Source organism: Bradyrhizobium sp. R2.2-H, assembly GCF_004346455.1.
GTDB classification, from domain to species: Bacteria; Pseudomonadota; Alphaproteobacteria; order Rhizobiales; family Xanthobacteraceae; genus Bradyrhizobium; species Bradyrhizobium diversitatis.
Genome location: NZ_SMBR01000002.1, coordinates 302,831 through 320,153, shown reverse-complemented (window position 1 = coordinate 320,153; position 17,323 = coordinate 302,831). Strand labels below are relative to the sequence as shown.

Here is a 17,323-nt window from a genome sequence, read left to right as displayed (position 1 = left end):
CGTGCACGACGCTGCCGCGTCCACCGCAAGCCCGGCTCGCGAAAACGACGACCTCATGATCGCCCCTCAAGGATGAGCCGGGATGGGCGACACATACGACAAATCCGAATTTCGGTAAAGTGGAATATTTTCACGAGAGCGGATTGACAGCGGAGCGACACAGCAAGATCCGGCTCCACGCTACCCGCCGAAATCCCGCGGGCTGAACGGCAAGTCCAGCACCTTCCATTCCCCGTACTTGTCGGCCGGCAGCATCTTGTAGGGCTGGCAGTTCTGGAGCGCGCTCATTGCGGACTTGACGATAGCCACGCCCTTCACGGACGGCGGGGCTTCGAGCAGGATCGGCTCGCGTGCCAGCGTGCCGTCGGTGGCGAACACCGTGCGCAGCTTGACCTGGACGTTGTCGGTCGGCGCGACCCCCGCCGGCAGCTTGGCGCAGCTTCTGAGGTGGCGGCGAAGCGCGGCGATGACCTCGGGTGGAAGCTTCGCGGCGATCGAATCCTTGGCGTCGCCGCCATCGTCCTTGGGGACATCTTTCAGCGGCTCCGTCGGCAGTTCAGGCGGAAGGCCCAGCATGACGCCGTATTTGACGGTGACGTCCGGCTCCGGAGGCAGATAGGCCGGCGGCGGCGCGGCTTGCGGCTGCTGCATTGCCTGAGGTGGCGGTTGCGACGGCAACTGCTGAGGCGGCGGTTGCTGAGGCTGCGGCTGCACATTGGCCTCCTGCTGCTTCTGCGGCTGCGAGGATGGCGGCTGGTTCTGCTTTGCCTCGGGCGAGGCCTGCGGGGATGGCGACGGTGCAGCAGCCTCCTGCTTGGCCGCGGGCTTCGGCGCTGCGTCGGCCTTGTCGGTAACATCCAGCTTCGGCAGCTTCAGATCGGGAAGCGGCTCCGGCGGCTTCTCCTTCGCCTCGTCCTTGGACTTCTCCTCGGCCTTCTCGTCCGCTTTGGCATCTTCCTGCCTCACCTGCTCCGGCGTGACGATGTCCACCATCACGGTCTCGGGCGGCGCGGCGTGGAACGGATGGACTTCGCTGATCAGGATGATCAGCCCCACCAGCGTCAGATGCGCGATCGCCGACGCCGCAATGTCCGTCCGTATGATCTTCCGCAGTTCCATCGACCGATCTTGGGTTGCCGCCGCGGTCCTAGCATAACGGAAGTCCCCCTCAATCCCATTTCGGCGCGAAGCCGAAATCGGTCAGGCGACCCTTCGGGCTGGCGAGCGCGGCGACCCGGCTCATCTCGTCTTCCGACAGCTCGAAATCGAAGATGTCGATGTTTTCTGACAGGCGCTCGACGCGCGAGGTACGCGGGATCGCAGCGACATTCTGCTGCACCAGCCAGCGCAGGCAGACCTGCGCCGGCGTCTTGCCGTGGACGCGCCCGATTTCGGCAAGCGCCTGGTCGGACTTGATGCGGCCCTTCGCAATCGGACTGTAGGCGACCAGCGCGAGGCCGTGCTGGTCGCAGGCCGCCCTCACCTTCGCCTGGTCAAGGTAGGGGTGATATTCGACCTGGTTGCAAACGAGCGGCTCGGCCGACAGCGCGACTGCCTGCTCGATCAGCGCCACCGTGAAATTGGAGACGCCGATGTGGCGGGTCAGGCCCATCTGCCTGGCATGCGACAGCGCGCCCAGCGTCTCCGCCAGCGGCACGTGGGAATTGGGCCAGTGCAGCAGCAACAGATCGACGCAGGGAAGCCGCAACCGGGCGAGGCTCTCCTTGACCGAGCGTTCGAGATCGTTGGGCGCGAAATGGTTGGTCCAGACCTTGGTGGTGAGGAAGACGTCGTCGCGGCGCACGCCGGAGGCGCGCAAGCCGTCGCCGACCTCGCGCTCATTGTCGTAGACCTGCGCGGTGTCGATGTGACGATAGCCGAGCCGCAGCGCCTGCTCGACCACGCGCGCGGCAGGCCTGCCGCTCAGCTCCCAGGTCCCGAGCCCGATCGCCGGGATTCTGGCGCCATTGGCCTCGACGAACAGCATGAGGAATCCTCTCTGTTGCGGCAGCCCGAAATATCAGTATGGACCCGGCCGATGATGCTGCCAACGGACGCCGCAACGATCGGGGCGAATATTCAGGTGCAAGACTAACGAGAGGTGTGCGTCAGACCTTGGCGAGCGCCTGGAACACGGTGTCCGGCGCATGCGCGATCACCGCGAGCAGCGCGCGGGCAGGCCCCCGTGGAGCGCGCTTGCCCTGCTCCCAATTGCGGATGGTCTCGACGGGGACGCCGAGCTTGGCGGCGAACTCCATCTGGGTCAGGCAGGCGCGGCGCCGCAGATCGCGCACCGCGAGCGGGCCGGTATCGCCCGGCGCGGCATTGGCCGCAGGCTGGACCGGAAATTCCTGCCCATCCCGCAATTCGACGATCCGTCCGTCCGCCTTCAGCCGCAACCGCATGCCCATTCCCCCAAGCACAGCGATGATGCAGCAGGTCGCTTAAGTTCGGATTAAAGGGTCTCGCGCCCCCGGACGCAGCGCAGCGCCTCTTCGGCGGTGCGCTGCAGAGCCGGGGCCCATATCGCCTCAGTGTCGTGCCGCTTTCCGTTGGGTCCCCGTTCTGCGCAGCAACGCGAAGGGGCGTTGCAGCGCGCCCGGGATACAAGCGCGAGGGGCCGCTACTTCAGCCCGAACCACAGGGTCGCGATACCGAGGAAGGAGAAGAAGCCGACCACGTCGGTCACAGTGGTCACGAAGGTGCCCGACGCCACCGCCGGGTCGGCCCGCACGCGATCCAGCGCCATCGGGATCAGGATGCCGCCGAGCGCGCCGGCGACGAGGTTGCAGATGATGGCGAGCCCGATGACGATGCCGAGGCCCGGGATCTTGAACCAGGCCACCGCGGCAATGCCCGTGATCACGGCGAAGGCGAGGCCGTTGACGAGGCCGACCAGGGCCTCGCGCATCACCACGCGCCAGGCGTTGGAGGAGCCGAGTTCGCGCGTCGCCAGCGCCCGCACCGCCACCGTCATGGTCTGGGTCGCGGCATTGCCGCCCTGGCTCGCCACAATCGGCGCCAGCACCGCGAGCGCGACCATCTTCTCCAGCTGCCCCTCGAACAGGCCGAGCACGGAGGACGCCAGGAACGCGGTGGCGAGGTTCACCAGCAGCCAGTTGAAGCGGCCGCGGGCGATGGTGAGGAATGTGTCCGACAGCTCTTCGTCGCTGGTGACGCCGCCGAGCGCCTTGAGGTCCTCGTCGGCCTCCTCCTCGATGACGTCGACGACGTCGTCGACGGTGATGACGCCGACGAGGCGGTCCTGGGTATCGAGCACGGGCGCGGCGACGAGATTGTACTTGCCGAACATGCGCGCCACCTCTTCCTGGTCCTCCAGGACGGAGACGCGGCGGCGGTCTTCGTCGGTCAGCTCGGTCAGCGCCACCGGGCGGCGCGTGCGCAAGAGCACGTCGAGCGGCACCGCGCCCAGCCAGTGCTGGTCCTTGTCGACGACGTAGATCTCGTAAAAGCGGTCGGGCAGATCCGGCGTCTCGCGCATGTAGTCGATCGCCTGGCCCACCGTGAAATCCTGGGGCACGGCGATGAACTCGGTCTGCATCCGGCGGCCGGCGGAGTTCTCCGGATAGAGCAGGCTGCGCTCGAGCGCGACGCGCTCCTTGAGCGGCAGCTTTTCGAGGATCTGCTCCTGCTCGGCCTCGTCGAGGGTTTCCAGCAGCTCGACCGCATCGTCGGATTCGAGCTCGCGGACGCCCTCGGCGACCGTCTCCGGCGGCAGCTCCTCGAGGATCTCCTCGCGGACGGCCTCGTCGACCTCGTTCAGGGCCGAGAAGTCGAAATCGCGCCCCGTCAGCTCGACCAGGCGGACGCGGTCGTCGGGCTCCAGGGCACCGATCAGATCGCCGAGATCGGCCTCGTGCAGTTCGGCGACACAGGCACGCAGCGCAGCGCTGTCGCCAGCCTCGATCGCCCGGGCAATTTCTTCGACGAATTCGTGCCGAATTTCGCCGTTCTCATTGCGCATCGGCACGTGGTCGAGTACCGAATCCGAGGCGGATGGGGCAACGTCCATATGTTCATCCATGGCGCGCCTCGCCGGTTGACAGGTTGGAACCAGTGGTCTGAGCTGATGGCTCAGGCAATACCCACAAGGCAACTCTGGGCGCAATGACAAAGATGCTTGGATTGAAATGGACATCGATGACGGCGGGCGCGATCGTTGCGGCCCTCACCGGCATTGCCTCGACCCATGCCGCCGAGTGCCCGCGCAAGGATGCGCTCGGCACTTCGCGCATCCTGACCGTCGACGCCAAGACGTATCCGCGCGTCGGCTTGAAGAGCTTTCCCCAGACGCTGCCGCTGGCGGATCACGAGGTCGTGCTGACCTTCGACGACGGGCCGTACCCGCCGACGACGTCGAAGGTGCTGGCGGCGCTGGCGAACGAGTGCGTGCGCGCGACCTTCTTCCTGATCGGCCAGCACGCCGCAGAGTTTCCCGACATGGTCAAGCGCATCGCCCGCGAAGGCCACACCGTCGGCCACCACACCTGGTCGCATCCGTTCATGGCGCATATCCCGTTCGACAAGGCGATGGCCGACCTCGACCGCGGCATCGCTGCCGACGAGATGGCGCTGCACGGCACCTCGACGACGACGCCCTCGACGCCGTTTTTCCGTTTTCCCTATTTCGAGTCGACGCAGGCAGAGCTCGACCTGCTCCAGTCGCGCGGCATCGTCGTGTTCGGGGCCGATCTCTGGGCGAGCGACTGGGAGGAGATCACGCCGGAGCAGGAATTGAAACTCGTCACCGACCGCCTGGCAGCGAGCGGCAAGGGCATCATCCTCTTCCACGACAACAAGGTGCGCACGGCCGCAATGATGCCGGCCTTCCTGCGGTATCTGAGGGAGAACGGCTATCGGGTGGTCCACGTCGTACCGGCGGGCACGTCACAGAAGAGCGCCGATGCACATTGATGCCGGAATGTCACGCCAGCGCAAAATGGGGTGATCCTGGCCCAATTAACACTCTGTTCATGCTACCTCCTGCAAAGATGGTTGGGGCATCGCCCCTGAACCATTCCGGGGCGTCTCCGACCTACTAAGGCGGCAATCACGCACGAGGGCAGACGAGGTTCATGATCGGAATTGGCGTTGTTTTGCGGACGCGATCGTGGATCGTCCTCTGTCTGGGAATGCTGACTGTCGGCGCACCGGCGGCCTTCGCGGCCGACTGTCCCGGCCACCCGGACGCCCTCGGCACCTCCCGCACCCTCGTCGTCGATCCGCGCGAGCATCCGCTGATCGGCACCATGCAGTACCGCGAGACGTTGCCGCTGAAGGACCATGAGGTCGTCCTGACCTTCGACGACGGTCCGATACCGAAATATTCCAACCAGGTGCTGAAGATCCTCGCCGACGAGTGCATCAAGGCGACCTTCTTCATCGTCGGCAACCAGGCCAAGGCCAATCCGGACGGCGTGCGCAAGCTGGTCGCGGCGGGTCACACCGTCGGCACCCACAGCATGGACCATCCGCTGACCTTCGACCGGATGCCGATCGACAAGGCCGAGGCCGAGATCAACGGCGGAATCGCGTGGACCTCGGCCGCGATGACCGATCCGTCCCAGCTCGCCCCGTTCTTCCGCATTCCCGGCCTGATGCGCGCCGAGGGCGTCGAGAATTATCTGATCTCGCGCGGCATCCAGGTCTGGAGCGCCGATTTCCCCGCCGACGACTGGCGGCATGTGTCGTCCGACCGCGTCTACCAGCTCGCGATCCAGCGGCTGGAGGCCAAGGGCAAGGGTATCCTGCTGCTGCACGACATCCAGGCCCGCACGGTGGCGGCGCTGCCCAAGATCATCCGCGACCTCAAGGCGCGCGGCTATCGCATCGTGCATGTGGTACCCGCGACCGCCGAGCGGCCGGCGACGCCGACCACGACGGTGGAATGGCTGCTGCATCCGCCGACCGAGACGACGCCGATCGCCCGCTGGCCGCGCGTGCCGCAATTCGTGTTCACGCAGACCCGGACGCTGCCGGCGCCCGCTCTTGCCGACCTCAATGCGCAGGCCGAGCATCAGCCGCTGCTGCCGCTCCGGACCATGGCGCAGGCCAATGTCGCAGCCACCCTGCCCGTGCCCGGCCGCGCGCTCTTTGCGATCCCCGAAGGCTCGGTCGAGGTGCTGCTGTCGACGACCCTATCTCGGCGTGCCGCGACGCGGCTGGCGATGGCGGCCGAGGCAGCTCGTGCGGTCAAGGACAAGGCTGCACATGCCAGAGCAGCAAAGGGCAAGGCGGCCAAGCTGCAGGGACGGCGCACGGCGCATGCGGCGGCGGCACCGGATCATGCCGAGCAGCCCAAGGGCACGACGGCCAAGGGCACGGCAACCACGGGCGCTGCACCCAAGGGCCCGGCATCCAGGAGCGCCACCACCCGCCCGACCCGCGTCGCCAGCCTGAAGAAGCGCGCCTGAGCCCTCACTGCCGCATGATCGCGGCGACGCAGAGCAGCACGATCAGCGCCAGGAAGAACAGGTCCATATAGGACTTGAGCTCGCCATCGCGGCGCAGCCGCGCCACGTCGGCGACGACCTGCCTGCGCACCGAGGCACCGCCTGAACCGTCACTGATCGAAGCCTGCAGGCGCTTGGTCTCGGCCTCCAGCTTCTCGATCTTCTGGAAGAAGTAGAACGCACGCAGCGTCGAGGCGGCGCGCATGCCGGCATAGACCAGCACCAGGATCGCCAGGATCGCCCGGTTCGGATACTTCTCCATGAAGTTCAGGCTGAAATAGACCACCGCCATGAACGCGAAATTGGTGAGGAAGCGGTAGACGAAGCTAAGAAAGGCCATGCTGGCTCGAACCTTTGCGGGGGCGCAACTCGATCGTGTTGCGAAATTTCGGGATGGGGGACCCGGACCGGAACGGCCGGCCTGGATGCGGCAGCGGCCCGTCTACGCCAAGTTTGTTTCAACAAAGATACTATCGCCCCGAAACTTGCCGCCTTTTAGCCAGACGCGGCCACAACACAGGCCGGAATATGGCCGATCGGATTGCCCGCGACGGCTCAATGGCGATTTGGCCGAAGTCGCGGTAAACTGCCGGCCGCCGCCATATGTGGGGTCTGCCGATGCCGAAGAAGGGAATCACGGGCCACGACGAGTGGGTTCTGACCGAGGCGCTCGCAACCGCCCTCGTCGCGCTGGAGCAGCTCGCACCGAAGCACCAGCCCAACGCGCATATGGACGACATCCGCAAGCTGCTCGCGAACGGCAAGGAGCCGGCGGCGGTGAGCCTGCACCTCGCCCAGGCCAAATGCCGCCTGTTTCCCGAGATCGACCCGCTGGAGATCTACCGGGAATACGGCATCGGCGAGGAGTATGGCTGAAGAGGCGCCGTTCGAGGAACCGAAAGGCTTGCACGGGCAATGCGCTAATTCTGCGAGGTCCTCAGCAGCGGGCACTCGCTCTGGCTCAGGGGAAGATAGGCTTCCTCGGCCGGAATGGTCTCGACCACATTGTAATAGTCCCAGGGGACTTTCACGTCCGCAGGCTTTTTGACCTCGACGAGATAGAAATCGTGCACCAGCTTGTTGTCGGCGCGCAGCCGCGCGCCAGGCGCATAGAAGTCGTCCACGGGCATCGACCGCAGCTTCTCCAGGACCGCGTTGGTTTCATCCGTCCCTGCGGCAGCCGCGGCCCTCAGGTATTGCAGGACGGCCGAATAGACGGCGGCTTGTGGCGCGGTCGGCATGGCGTTGTGAAGCCTGTAGAAGCGCTGCCCAAAGGCCCGCGTTGCCTCATTGAGAGCCCAGTACCACGCAGTGACCGTCGTCAGGCCCTTGGCGGTTTCGGCACCCATGGCGTGCACGTCGGTCAGGAACATGAGTTCGGCAACGGCCTTCTGCGGCCCCATGTTCATTCCGAACTCATTCCATTGCTTCATCGAGGTCACGAGTTGCTCGCCAGCATTGGCGAACGCGACCACTTTGGCCTTTGAGGCCTGGGCCTGGAGCAGGAAAGAGCTGTAGTCGGCATTTCCCAGCGGATGAAAGACCGCGCCGAGTGACTTGGCACCGGTCGCCGCAAGCACGCGCTGAGACACTTCGACCATATTGCGCCCGAATGCATAGTCGGACGCGATGAAGAACCAGCTGTCGTATCCTTGCGACACCAGCTTTCGGACCGAGCCGGCGACCAGATTGTAATTGTCGTGCAACCACATCAGACCGGTGCGTGAACATTGCTTGCCGCCGATTTCGGTGGTCCCGACCGCCGAGTAGATGACGATCCTGTTCTTGTCGCGCGCGATCGACTGGATGGCGAGCGCGACCGCCGAGTTTCCGACGTCGGCCACCATGTCGACGCCATCCACGTCGAACCATTTGCGGACGATCTGGGCGCCGATATCCGGCTTGTTCTGGTGGTCGGCGACGACGATGTCGACCTTCAGGCCCGGCGCGACCTTCTGGAAATCCTGGACCGCCATCTTCGCGGCGACGACGGAGCCGGGTCCGGCAAGGTCGGACAATGGTCCCGCCTGGTCGTTGATGATGCCGATCCGGACAACGTCACCGGAGAAATCGGCGGCCAGGCTCCGTTCGGCTAATGCGACCGGACCCAGCGTCAGGATGATGCCGAAGACCGACCGGCAAAGTCGGATGTGCCATGACTGCAACGCCCCAACGTGATCCACCATCTTCCCCTCCGCTCTGCCACCGCGACGACTGTCGGCGATGATTGCCTCGAAACGCCGCGCTATCCCTCCTGATGAATGGCTCTCCTGACGAACTCCAGACGCCTCGCCTGCGCGGGCGCGACCAGCTCCTTCATCGCAGCAACGATCGCCGCCGGTGCGGTATCCGGCGAACCGGCCCGGAAAGGCGGTACCGGATTGTACTCCATGCGCAGCTGGATCATTTCCGCAGCCGCGCGGCCTCTCAACATCGAAACCAGCGTGAGCGCGAAGTCGATTCCGGCGGTGATGCCGCCGCCCGTCATGCGATTGCGATCGATGCAGACCCTCTCGCGCGACACCTCGGCTCCGAAGAGCGGCAATGCATCGGTCGCCGTCCAGTGCGTGGCCGCGCGATATCCCTTCAGGAGACCGGCCGCACCGAGAACGAGCGAACCCGTGCAGACCGAAGTCAGGTATTTTGCGTCCCGCGCCTGCGCTTTCAGAAACGCAAGCACCTCCTCGTCCAGCATCAGCTCGTCGGTGCCATAGCCGCCCGGGACGCAGATCACGTCGAGTTGCGGGCAATCGGCGAAGGTGATGGTCGGCGTCAGCGCAATCACGGAATCGCTCGGCACGGGCTCGATGCGTTTCCAGATCAGATGCACGGTCACGTCAGGCAGGCTGGAGAAGACCTGCGCGGGACCGGTGAGATCGAGCTGGGTCACGCGGGGAAAAACCAGAAGACCGATCTGCAACGGACCCGACATATTCAACCTCGACATCGCGCTTGACGATGGCAGCCTGCCATGTTGGCCTTGGGGGCGGAAACGGCGTAATTCCCTCATTTTTGGACGCGTTCATGATCGGCTTTCTGATCTTTCCCGAATTCCAGTTGCTGGATGCCGCCGGCCCGATATCGGTGTTCGAGATCGCAAGACGCCGCACGCCGCATGCGCCGCGTGTGATAACGGTTGCCACGAAGGCCGGCGCCGTGCGCAGTTCGTCGGGCACCGAGATGCTCGCGCGCAACTTGCGATCGGCAAGCTCGGTCACGACGCTCTTCGTGGCAGGTGGCGAAGGCGTCGAGGACGCGGCGCGCTGCAAGACGACGATTGCATTCATTCAGAGATTGGCGCGCCGTGGCGTGCGTCTGGCCAGTGTCTGCTCGGGGGCCTATTTGCTCGCCGAGGCGGGAGTCCTGGATGGTCGTTGCGCGACCACGCATTGGTCTTGCACCCGTGACTTCATCGGACGGTACCCGAAAGTCCGGCTCGAGCCGGACCAGATCTTCACCCGCGATGGCGGCGTGTGGACATCGGCCGGAATCACCGCAGGAATTGATCTGGCGCTCGCCATGATCGCCGAGGACCACGGTGAAGAGATTTCGCAAGCGACCGCCCGGCAGCTGGTGCTGTACCATCGCCGCGGCGGCGCACAATCGCAGTTCTCGACCTTGCTCGAACTGAAGACGCCGAACGGCCGCTTCGGCAACCTTCTTTCATGGGTGCGGGAGAATCTGGATGCGCCTCTCACGGTCGAGGCACTTGCCGAGCGCGCGGGCCTGAGTTCACGGCATTTCGTCCGCTCCTTCATCGCCGAAACCGGATCCACGCCAACGAAAGCCGTCGAGCGCTTGCGGGTCGAGGTGGCACGGGAGCGCGTGCAGTCCTCCGGAGAAGCGATCGAGCGCGTCGCTCAAGCCACCGGCTTTCGCGACCCCGAGCGGATGCGCAGAGCCTTCATCCGCGCATTCGGTCAGCCGCCGAAGTCCCTGCGGCGTTCCGCCCGAACTGCATGAGAGCTGCAGTTGACCGGCGCTAAGGCCCGCCCGCGACCGATCCTGCGATCACCATGACCAGCGCACCAAGGTCGATCTTGCCGTTGACGGTCAGCTCCTCCGAGCCCTTCGCGTCTCCCACGCCCTGGACTTTCAGCGCTTGCGGCCGGTCGGCGGCTTGGCGCTTCAATTCGTCGATGATGGCGCCCCTGAGCTTCTCTTCCAGCATCAGCGCCTCCTCAGGCCGCCATCGCGCGGCAGGACTGGGCGCATGAGCGGCACATCGCGACGCATTCGTCCATGCCGCCGATCCGCTCGCAATCCTCGGCGCATTCGCTGCAGATTTCGGCGCACTCAGCGCAGGTATGCCGGTGATGCGGCGTGTTGATCAGCATGAAATGCGCGGCCGTCCGGCACATCTCGGCGCAGGCCATCATCAGGCGGAAGTGCCCCGGCTCGACGTGCTTGCCGCCGGTCTCGAGGCAATGGTTCATCGCCGTGCCGAGGCATGTCCGGTAGCAGCTCATGCAGAGGTCGATGCAGCGGGTCATGTCTTCGGATTGAGCCATCGGTTGTCTCCAATTGCGCGCCCCATTTGGGTCGACCAAAGCGAAGCAACGCGCTTCGTTCCAGGTTCCGGTCGAATGACGGGACCGGCTATGCAAAGCGCTGCGGCAGGCTGCTGTGGATCGTGCAGGCGGCAACCGCCGCGTGGCCGAACGCGACCGAGATCTGGTGCAGGTCGGTGACGACGTCGCCGATGCCGTAGAGCCCATCGATCGACGTGCGCTGGTGGTCGTCGACCTTCAGATAGCCCTCCCCGGTATGCTTGGCGCCCAGCGACACCGCGAGCTGCGAGCGCACTTCCGCACCCATCGCGGGATAGACAGTGTCGAATTGCGCCGTGCGGCCGTCGGCGAAGGCGGCTTCCACGAGTTCGCCTCTCCGCCGCAAACGCAGATCGGGCGCGAACAGGACGTCCACATCCGCCTCGACCAATCGTGACGTCGCCGCCTGATCGTCATCATGATCCGTTGCGAGCAGCATGACGTCTTTCGAATAGCCGCGCAGGAACAGCGCCTTGCCCGCGGCGCGCGCGAGCGGGCCGATGACGCCGATGCGGCGGCCGGACGCCTCGAAGGCGTCGCAGACGGGGCAGTAGCGCAACAGCCCATCCGCAACGGCAGCGCGCCATTCGTCGAACGGCGGATGGGTATCGACGATGCCGCAGGCGAGAATGACGGCAGCGGCCGCATGCGCCCGGCCATTCCAGCTCGCCAGAAAACCCTGATCGTGTCGCTGCAGGGCAGTGACCTCGGCGTCCACGCGCGGGACGGCGAGCTCGTCCAGCTGGGCCGACATCCGTTCGATCAGTTCAGTACCGGACAGGCCGTGGACGAAGCCCGGGACATTGTGGCTGCGCGGGATCAGCGCCGCCCGGCTCGCGCCCGTGTCCACGACGCAGACGCTGCGGCGGAATCGCGCCAGATAGATCGCGGCCATCAGCCCGGACGGCCCGCCTCCGACGATCAGGCAATCGAGCGGCGGCGCGCCGGTCATTTCGGGTTCGGGTCCGCAAGTCCGGCGCCGGGCTCCTCGAGGCGCCCGCTCCGCGCGAGCCGGACCGCGTTGCCTAGCGCGCGCGCCGCATTCTGCACCTCCTGCTGGAACTCCCTGTCCTCATCGAGATCGCGATGTGAGGTGGCGTATGGCTCCATGTAGCCGACATAGCCGTCGAGCTCGGCGAAGCGCCCCGCCGAGATCAGCTGCATGTCGGTCAGCCAGTCGGACAAGGCCCGGCGCACGCCCTCGGCGCCGACCGCATCGCCGTGAACGACGACGCCGAAATGGCGACCGGCGAGATGGCGGGGATAGGGCCAGCCCTTCAGCTCCATCGCCTTGGCTTCGGTGGCGTTCTTGCCGTGGGTCGAGGTCGGATCGGGATTGCCGCCGTCGGCGCAGACCATGCGGTCCATCATCGCCTTGAGCCCGGCGGGCACGTGATACCAGTTCACCGGCGTCACGATCAGGATGCCGTGGGCGGCAACCCAGAGCGGATAGATCTCGTTCATCCAGTCGCCGGTCTGGCCCAGTGAATGGTTCGGATAGCAGCTGCACGGCCAGTGGCAGAGCGGCATGGCGGTGCCGACGCAGGCCTTGCAGGGATGAATGGTCTTGCCGAATTCCGAGGCGAGGCGCGACAGATCGAGGATGTCGACGGCAAATCCCATCTCGATGAAGACGGGCTCGGCCAGCTTGACCAGCCGCCAGGTTTTAGACATCTCGCCGGGACAGGTGTGCTCACTGCGGGCCGAGCCATTGATGATCAGGATGCGCGGCGTCTCGTCCGCATCGTCGTGACGCCGCTGCGCTTCCAGGATTTTTGCGCGCGCATCGAGCCAGTCGACGGCAAGATCATAGTCGGGGTCGGAGAAGCCTGTACCCGCCTTCCGCGTCAACGGCGCCTTGCGCGAATGGCTGTAGGCGTCCCAGGCCGCAGCGGTGATGACATCGAGCTCACGTTGCAACGGTGCAAAGGCGGGGTCGACGAACTGCTCCTTGTAGCGCCGCTCGAACTCCTCGCGCGACAGCTTGACGGGCGGCATTCCCTTGCGAACGTCGGCTTCCGTCATGCTGGCTCCTGGCGAAGTCGGTCATCGACCAACCCGGCGCGCAGCCCGCGGTTCCCACAGCTCTACTGCCGAGCAATCTCCCGCGGCAGATCGAATTGCGCGATCCGCCGGTCGAGCCGCCACAGCTCGATGCGGTGGACCAGCATGAGCGCGGCCGCTTCACGTTTGGCCTGCTCGTCATCGTCGCAGACCAGATTGATGCATCCGAACACGTGGCCATCTGGATCGATCTGGAATGCGCGGTAATGCTTGATGCTCCCCATTACGATTGTCCTCGTCTTGGGAAGACGGGCGCGCTCAGCCACTCTGTCAGGTTCGAGGTCACCTCGTTCTGCTTGGCGCGTCGCAGCAGCATCTCGCGTTCCCTGCCGGGTGGCAGGCTGCGCGCGCGCTCGCGGGCGCTTTCGGCGAAGGCGGCCAACCGCTCCTGGAGCGATTGGGTCTGTTTCCTGCGGTTACGTTTGGCGGTCATTCACGTTCGCACTTTCGCGGATAATTCGGTTGGAAGGAATTTGCAGCTTCCGCCGCAACTTGCGGTTCCGGCATTTCAATAAGTTAACGCTGAGCGATTTTGCGCGAGCGACAGGCGCACGACCAATAGATCCGCGCTGCGCCGGAACCGAATTGCCGATTCGCCTGTTCAAGAACGACTTGAAGGAGGATCATCATGGCAAAAGCAGCATGGAAGCGGCCGGGCTCGCCGATCGGCCGCAAGGGACCGCGCAAGGCAAATCCCGCGTACAAGCGCCGCGCCCGCGAGCCCTGGACGGCGGCGGACGTGAGCAAGCTGAAGCAGCTCGCCAAAGGCAACACGCCGACCGGCGTGATGAGCATCAAGCTTCAGCGGCCGGTCGCGGCCATCCGCAGCAAGGCGCAACGCGAAGGGATTTCGCTGAGGCCCGTCAACCGCTCGCCCTATAGCAGGCGAACCAAAGCGGCGAAGCGGCGTTGATCTACCGCACCGCCGGGTGACAACCGGACGCAACGGGGAACGATGGACGTGGTGCTCATTTTTCCGGTTTCTGCCCACGACACCAGCGCATCGGTACGCGCCGACATCTGACCCGTTCCCGGCGCGTGCAGCCTGACCAGCTGCACGCTCCAGCGGCGGTCGCTAATTCGGCGGCTGCAAGCCCGGCGACCGCAGCCATTCGCTCATCTGCGATCCCGTCTCGGCCTGCCGCGCCTTGCGCAGCATCTCCTCGCGCGCCGGGCCCGCCGGGAGCGATTTGGCCTCTTCGCGCAGCCGCTCCGCTTCGGCGGCCAGCCGCGCCTCCAAACTATCCACGTGCTTGATCCGACGCCGCATCATCGTCATGGACGTATCCCTGTCAGTCAGCGGAGCGCGCCATTGCGTTCACATGTTGATGATGCCAGCAAAATCGCGCTGGCGTGCCTCCAACGTTCCTAACGTGGAACGGTTTCTCGGCTCGTCGAAAAACTCCGGCACGGCGCTGCGCAAATTACTCAAAAGACGGCACTTGCTCAGAAACGCTCCGGCTCCGCCAACGCGAGCTAGTTGTCCTGATTGTCTCGGCGAGCCTTGATTTCCGTGCGACCCATGGCGCTCTCCATGATGGCCAGGCGCCGACCAGCCACGATCGGATCGTGATGCTCCATCAGCAGTCGACGCTCCTCCCGCAAAGCGCGGCTGGCATCGATCGCACAAGTTGCTCGGGAAATAAGCGCCTCGCGCATCCAACAACTCTAAGCCAATTCCGCGAGCCGCTCATTTACGTAGGTTACTCAAATTGAGCAAATTGGCAAAAAGTGCACATAGCACCGAGATTCTCGCTCGAACGTGCGCTGGTCAGAGCAGACGCGCGAATGCGAGCCAGGCGCTCATCGCCATGCACAGGATAACCGCGGCGTAAGGTAACGCGACGCGCAAGACGGCGAGCTCCCCCGGTTCAGCTCATCATTCAGATAGTCGCCACCAACATCACGACAAAACCCGTGACCGCGGTCGTGACAAAGGCCCGCTCGATGCGATCCATCGCCATCGAGGCCCCTTTTCGGCTTTCAGCCCGTACAATTTGACGGTTTCGGGGCCGCTGCGCATTGAGCTATGTGAATCGGCGGTCTCGTTTGCCGTCCGCAAGACGGTCGGCGCCGCTCCGCGAGATTTGCGCCGGCCTCGTCCTACGACCGCGCGGTGCCCGGCTCAGCCATCTTGCGATGCTGCTTGGCCAGCACCTCGTTCGGCGTGACGTTGGCGACCGTCGTCTGAACCTTGTTCTTCAGCCCGGTGACGATATCGGCCTCACCGCGCAGCATGGCATCGAAGCCGGCCTTGGCGACATCGTAGGCGCCGTCCTTCTTGTCGGTGCCGACCTTGGTGTCCATCATGTCGGCACGGCGGAAGAACTCGGTCTCGGTCGCACCCGGCATCAGGCAGGTGACGGTGACACCGCTGTCGCGCAGCTCCTCGCGCAGCGCGAACGAGAATGAATCCAGGAACGCCTTGCTGGCGTTGTAGGCGGCCTGGAAACTGCCTGGCATGAACCCGGCGATCGAGCCGGTGATCAGGATGCGGCCGGCATTGCGGCGGAGCATCTCATTGCCGACGCGGTGGATCAGATAGAGCGTGCCGGTGATGTTGGTGTCGATCAGGTGCTTCACCCTGGCAAAGTCCTGGTCGAGGAAGGCCTTGCCGAGGCCGATTCCGGCATTGGCCAGCAGCGCATCAATCGGCCGGTCGGCGACGGCGTCACAGAGCTTGTCGACGCCCTCGGTGGTGGCGAGGTCGGCCTCGACCGGCTCCACGCTGCCGCTGAGCCGGCGCAGATCGACGGCAGCCCTTTCGATCTGAGGCTCGTCCGCTGCGATGACGAGGTTGAAACCTGCCTGGGCGCAGCACCTGGCGAGTTCCAGGCCGATACCGGTTGAGGCGCCTGTGACGACGGCGAGTTGATTGGCGGACATGCGCACATCCTTGAAATCGAGGTCTTGGAATTGAGGTGTTGACGCTCAATCGCCGCCCTGCTCCCTCGTTCCTATTTGCGCAGTGCGAAGAATTTGCGCGCGGCGATAGCAACCATCGTTCGTGCCTGGACTTAGATGGCACGTGGCTCAACCGGGAGGACGGACGATGAAGGCGCTGGTCTGGCACGGCAAGGAGGACATCCGCTGCGACACCGTCACCGACCCGGAGATCCAGGATCCGCGTGATGCCATCATCAAGGTGACGAGCTGCGCCATCTGCGGCTCCGACCTGCACCTCTTTCACAATTTCATCCCGGGCATGCTGCCCGGCGACATCATGGGCCACGAGACCATGGGCGAAGTGGTCGAGGTCGGCTCGGGCGTCGACGGAAAGCTCAAGAAGGGTGACCGTATCGTCGTCCCGTTCACGATCATTTGCGGCGAATGCGACCAGTGCAAGCGCGGCAATTTCTCGGTGTGCGAGACCACGAACCGCAAGCGTCATCTGGCCGACAAGGTGTTCGGACACACGACGGCCGGCCTGTTCGGCTATACGCACCTGACCGGCGGCTATCCCGGCGGCCAGGCCGAATATCTCCGCGTGCCTTTTGCCGACGCCACCCACATCAAGGTTCCGGCAGGCATCCCGGATGAGCAATTGCTGTTCCTCAGCGACATCTTCCCGACCGGCTGGCAGGCCGCCGTGCAATGCGACATCGAGCCGACCGACACGGTCGCGATCTGGGGCTGTGGCCCGGTCGGGCAGATGGCGATCCGCAGCGCCATCCTGCTCGGCGCCAACCAGGTGATCGCGATCGACTGCCTGCCCGAGCGGCTCAGCATGGCCGAGGCCGGCGGCGCCACCACCATCAATTTCGAGACCGAGAGCGTTCTGGAGCGGCTCAAGGAGCTGACCGACGGCAAGGGCCCGGAGAAGTGCATCGATTGCGTGGGAATGGAGTCGCATGTCATGGCGTCCCTGCCCGACACGCTGCTCGACCGCGCCAAACAGATGGTGATGGCGGAGAGCGACCGGCCTCACGTGCTGCGCGAGATGATCTATGTCTGCCGTCCCGGCGGCATCATCTCCGTGCCTGGCGTGTACAGCGGCCTGTCCGACATGCTGCCCATGGGCGCCTTCATGAACAAGGGCCTGACGATGCGGACCGGCCAGACCCACGTCAACCGCTGGACCGACGACCTGCTCCGCCGCATCGAAGAAGGTGAAATCGATCCCTCCTTCGTGATCACGCACACCGTCCCGCTCGAACAGGGACCGGAGATGTACCAGGTGTTTCGGGACAAGCGGGATTCCTGCGTCAAGGTCGTGCTGAAGCCCTGAAGGAGCTA

General features: G+C 65.0%; 22 protein-coding genes. 6 read left to right on the top strand and 16 right to left on the bottom strand.

The genetic code is table 11. The features are described from left to right. Positions 1-180: 180 nt before the first annotated feature. The 4 genes from tolA to mgtE form a co-directional block, all read right to left on the bottom strand. A complete protein-coding gene (tolA, locus tag EDE08_RS05535) occupies positions 181-1,119 on the bottom strand; it encodes a cell envelope integrity protein TolA (protein ID WP_131867925.1) in 939 nt (312 codons plus the stop codon). A gap of 49 nt (positions 1,120-1,168) precedes the next feature. Then, positions 1,169-1,987, bottom strand: coding sequence for an aldo/keto reductase (locus EDE08_RS05530; protein WP_131867923.1), 819 nt, complete (start codon positions 1,985-1,987; stop codon positions 1,169-1,171). A gap of 121 nt (positions 1,988-2,108) precedes the next feature. After that, the gene (locus tag EDE08_RS05525; protein WP_131867921.1) at positions 2,109-2,411 is read right to left on the bottom strand and encodes a helix-turn-helix domain-containing protein; all 303 of its coding nucleotides are present in this window, start codon (positions 2,409-2,411) and stop codon (positions 2,109-2,111) included. 212 nt (positions 2,412-2,623) lie between these two features. After that, on the bottom strand, positions 2,624-4,045 hold the full coding sequence (gene mgtE / locus EDE08_RS05520; protein ID WP_131867919.1) for a magnesium transporter: 1,422 nt from the start codon (positions 4,043-4,045) through the stop codon (positions 2,624-2,626). Between the two features lie 83 nt (positions 4,046-4,128). Here mgtE and EDE08_RS05515 point away from each other — a divergent pair, with 83 nt between their 5' ends. Then, entirely contained in the window at positions 4,129-4,935 is an 807-nt protein-coding gene (locus EDE08_RS05515; protein WP_131867917.1) for a polysaccharide deacetylase family protein, read from the top strand. 161 nt (positions 4,936-5,096) lie between these two features. Then, positions 5,097-6,434 carry a polysaccharide deacetylase family protein gene (locus tag EDE08_RS05510; RefSeq protein WP_131867915.1) on the top strand — a complete coding sequence of 446 codons (1,338 nt, stop codon included), beginning with the start codon at positions 5,097-5,099 and terminating at the stop codon, positions 6,432-6,434. Positions 6,435-6,438: 4 nt separating this feature from the next. On the opposite strand, the gene EDE08_RS05505 is transcribed toward EDE08_RS05510, so the two are convergent. Next, complete coding sequence (locus tag EDE08_RS05505) at positions 6,439-6,813, bottom strand: hypothetical protein (protein ID WP_131867913.1); 375 nt, start codon at positions 6,811-6,813, stop codon at positions 6,439-6,441. Positions 6,814-7,091: 278 nt separating this feature from the next. Here EDE08_RS05505 and EDE08_RS38230 point away from each other — a divergent pair, with 278 nt between their 5' ends. Beyond that, positions 7,092-7,349 (top strand): hypothetical protein, encoded by a 258-nt coding sequence (locus tag EDE08_RS38230; RefSeq protein ID WP_193374346.1) that lies wholly within the window; start codon positions 7,092-7,094, stop codon positions 7,347-7,349. 44 nt (positions 7,350-7,393) lie between these two features. Here EDE08_RS38230 and EDE08_RS05495 read toward each other — a convergent pair whose 3' ends face one another. Together EDE08_RS05495 and EDE08_RS05490 are read right to left on the bottom strand one after the other, a co-directional pair. Continuing rightward, entirely contained in the window at positions 7,394-8,659 is a 1,266-nt protein-coding gene (locus EDE08_RS05495; protein ID WP_131867911.1) for an ABC transporter substrate-binding protein, read from the bottom strand. 59 nt (positions 8,660-8,718) lie between these two features. Beyond that, positions 8,719-9,405 (bottom strand): DJ-1/PfpI family protein, encoded by a 687-nt coding sequence (locus EDE08_RS05490; protein WP_131867909.1) that lies wholly within the window; start codon positions 9,403-9,405, stop codon positions 8,719-8,721. Positions 9,406-9,497: 92 nt separating this feature from the next. On the opposite strand from EDE08_RS05490, the gene EDE08_RS05485 reads away from it, so the two are divergent. Then, entirely contained in the window at positions 9,498-10,436 is a 939-nt protein-coding gene (locus EDE08_RS05485; RefSeq protein ID WP_131868322.1) for a GlxA family transcriptional regulator, read from the top strand. A gap of 19 nt (positions 10,437-10,455) precedes the next feature. Here EDE08_RS05485 and EDE08_RS05480 read toward each other — a convergent pair whose 3' ends face one another. From EDE08_RS05480 to EDE08_RS05455, 6 genes are all read right to left on the bottom strand, one after another. Further along, positions 10,456-10,644: a hypothetical protein gene (locus tag EDE08_RS05480; RefSeq protein ID WP_131867907.1), complete on the bottom strand. Its 189-nt coding sequence runs from the start codon at positions 10,642-10,644 to the stop codon at positions 10,456-10,458. Positions 10,645-10,654: 10 nt separating this feature from the next. After that, positions 10,655-10,984 (bottom strand): four-helix bundle copper-binding protein, encoded by a 330-nt coding sequence (locus EDE08_RS05475; protein ID WP_061877250.1) that lies wholly within the window; start codon positions 10,982-10,984, stop codon positions 10,655-10,657. An 88-nt stretch (positions 10,985-11,072) separates the two neighbouring features. Next, the gene (locus EDE08_RS05470) at positions 11,073-11,975 is read right to left on the bottom strand and encodes an NAD(P)/FAD-dependent oxidoreductase (RefSeq protein ID WP_131867905.1); all 903 of its coding nucleotides are present in this window, start codon (positions 11,973-11,975) and stop codon (positions 11,073-11,075) included. Beyond that, entirely contained in the window at positions 11,972-13,048 is a 1,077-nt protein-coding gene (locus tag EDE08_RS05465; RefSeq protein ID WP_131867903.1) for a flavodoxin family protein, read from the bottom strand. Before EDE08_RS05465 ends, EDE08_RS05470 begins: the two co-directional genes overlap by 4 nt. A 62-nt stretch (positions 13,049-13,110) precedes the next feature. Further along, entirely contained in the window at positions 13,111-13,311 is a 201-nt protein-coding gene (locus tag EDE08_RS05460) for a hypothetical protein (RefSeq protein WP_131867901.1), read from the bottom strand. Continuing rightward, entirely contained in the window at positions 13,311-13,520 is a 210-nt protein-coding gene (locus tag EDE08_RS05455) for a hypothetical protein (protein WP_131867899.1), read from the bottom strand. The genes EDE08_RS05460 and EDE08_RS05455 overlap by 1 nt, the downstream gene beginning before the upstream one ends. Before the next feature lie 195 nt (positions 13,521-13,715). Here EDE08_RS05455 and EDE08_RS05450 point away from each other — a divergent pair, with 195 nt between their 5' ends. After that, positions 13,716-14,000: a hypothetical protein gene (locus tag EDE08_RS05450; protein WP_061877246.1), complete on the top strand. Its 285-nt coding sequence runs from the start codon at positions 13,716-13,718 to the stop codon at positions 13,998-14,000. 162 nt (positions 14,001-14,162) lie between these two features. On the opposite strand, the gene EDE08_RS05445 is transcribed toward EDE08_RS05450, so the two are convergent. The 3 genes from EDE08_RS05445 to EDE08_RS05435 form a co-directional block, all read right to left on the bottom strand. After that, the gene (locus tag EDE08_RS05445) at positions 14,163-14,360 is read right to left on the bottom strand and encodes a hypothetical protein (RefSeq protein WP_131868321.1); all 198 of its coding nucleotides are present in this window, start codon (positions 14,358-14,360) and stop codon (positions 14,163-14,165) included. Between the two features lie 203 nt (positions 14,361-14,563). Then, on the bottom strand, positions 14,564-14,746 hold the full coding sequence (locus tag EDE08_RS05440) for a hypothetical protein (protein WP_131867897.1): 183 nt from the start codon (positions 14,744-14,746) through the stop codon (positions 14,564-14,566). 444 nt (positions 14,747-15,190) lie between these two features. Then, positions 15,191-15,973, bottom strand: coding sequence for an SDR family NAD(P)-dependent oxidoreductase (locus tag EDE08_RS05435; RefSeq protein WP_131867895.1), 783 nt, complete (start codon positions 15,971-15,973; stop codon positions 15,191-15,193). 166 nt (positions 15,974-16,139) lie between these two features. On the opposite strand from EDE08_RS05435, the gene EDE08_RS05430 reads away from it, so the two are divergent. Next, positions 16,140-17,315, top strand: coding sequence for a zinc-dependent alcohol dehydrogenase (locus EDE08_RS05430; RefSeq protein ID WP_131867893.1), 1,176 nt, complete (start codon positions 16,140-16,142; stop codon positions 17,313-17,315). Positions 17,316-17,323: the final 8 nt, after the last annotated feature.

Excerpts from the sequence above, each read along its gene's own strand:
- tolA (WP_131867925.1), bottom strand. The coding sequence starts at position 1,119 with ATGGAACTGCGGAAGATCATACGGACGGACATTGCGGCGTCGGCGATC.
- EDE08_RS05530 (WP_131867923.1), bottom strand. The coding sequence starts at position 1,987 with ATGCTGTTCGTCGAGGCCAATGGCGCCAGAATCCCGGCGATCGGGCTC.
- EDE08_RS05525 (WP_131867921.1), bottom strand. The coding sequence starts at position 2,411 with ATGGGCATGCGGTTGCGGCTGAAGGCGGACGGACGGATCGTCGAATTG.
- mgtE (WP_131867919.1), bottom strand. The coding sequence starts at position 4,045 with ATGGATGAACATATGGACGTTGCCCCATCCGCCTCGGATTCGGTACTC.
- EDE08_RS05515 (WP_131867917.1), top strand. The coding sequence starts at position 4,129 with ATGACAAAGATGCTTGGATTGAAATGGACATCGATGACGGCGGGCGCG.
- EDE08_RS05510 (WP_131867915.1), top strand. The coding sequence starts at position 5,097 with ATGATCGGAATTGGCGTTGTTTTGCGGACGCGATCGTGGATCGTCCTC.
- EDE08_RS05505 (WP_131867913.1), bottom strand. The coding sequence starts at position 6,813 with ATGGCCTTTCTTAGCTTCGTCTACCGCTTCCTCACCAATTTCGCGTTC.
- EDE08_RS38230 (WP_193374346.1), top strand. The coding sequence starts at position 7,092 with ATGCCGAAGAAGGGAATCACGGGCCACGACGAGTGGGTTCTGACCGAG.
- EDE08_RS05495 (WP_131867911.1), bottom strand. The coding sequence starts at position 8,659 with ATGGTGGATCACGTTGGGGCGTTGCAGTCATGGCACATCCGACTTTGC.
- EDE08_RS05490 (WP_131867909.1), bottom strand. The coding sequence starts at position 9,405 with ATGTCGGGTCCGTTGCAGATCGGTCTTCTGGTTTTTCCCCGCGTGACC.
- EDE08_RS05485 (WP_131868322.1), top strand. The coding sequence starts at position 9,498 with ATGATCGGCTTTCTGATCTTTCCCGAATTCCAGTTGCTGGATGCCGCC.
- EDE08_RS05480 (WP_131867907.1), bottom strand. The coding sequence starts at position 10,644 with ATGCTGGAAGAGAAGCTCAGGGGCGCCATCATCGACGAATTGAAGCGC.
- EDE08_RS05475 (WP_061877250.1), bottom strand. The coding sequence starts at position 10,984 with ATGGCTCAATCCGAAGACATGACCCGCTGCATCGACCTCTGCATGAGC.
- EDE08_RS05470 (WP_131867905.1), bottom strand. The coding sequence starts at position 11,975 with ATGACCGGCGCGCCGCCGCTCGATTGCCTGATCGTCGGAGGCGGGCCG.
- EDE08_RS05465 (WP_131867903.1), bottom strand. The coding sequence starts at position 13,048 with ATGACGGAAGCCGACGTTCGCAAGGGAATGCCGCCCGTCAAGCTGTCG.
- EDE08_RS05460 (WP_131867901.1), bottom strand. The coding sequence starts at position 13,311 with ATGGGGAGCATCAAGCATTACCGCGCATTCCAGATCGATCCAGATGGC.
- EDE08_RS05455 (WP_131867899.1), bottom strand. The coding sequence starts at position 13,520 with ATGACCGCCAAACGTAACCGCAGGAAACAGACCCAATCGCTCCAGGAG.
- EDE08_RS05450 (WP_061877246.1), top strand. The coding sequence starts at position 13,716 with ATGGCAAAAGCAGCATGGAAGCGGCCGGGCTCGCCGATCGGCCGCAAG.
- EDE08_RS05445 (WP_131868321.1), bottom strand. The coding sequence starts at position 14,360 with ATGATGCGGCGTCGGATCAAGCACGTGGATAGTTTGGAGGCGCGGCTG.
- EDE08_RS05440 (WP_131867897.1), bottom strand. The coding sequence starts at position 14,746 with ATGCGCGAGGCGCTTATTTCCCGAGCAACTTGTGCGATCGATGCCAGC.
- EDE08_RS05435 (WP_131867895.1), bottom strand. The coding sequence starts at position 15,973 with ATGTCCGCCAATCAACTCGCCGTCGTCACAGGCGCCTCAACCGGTATC.
- EDE08_RS05430 (WP_131867893.1), top strand. The coding sequence starts at position 16,140 with ATGAAGGCGCTGGTCTGGCACGGCAAGGAGGACATCCGCTGCGACACC.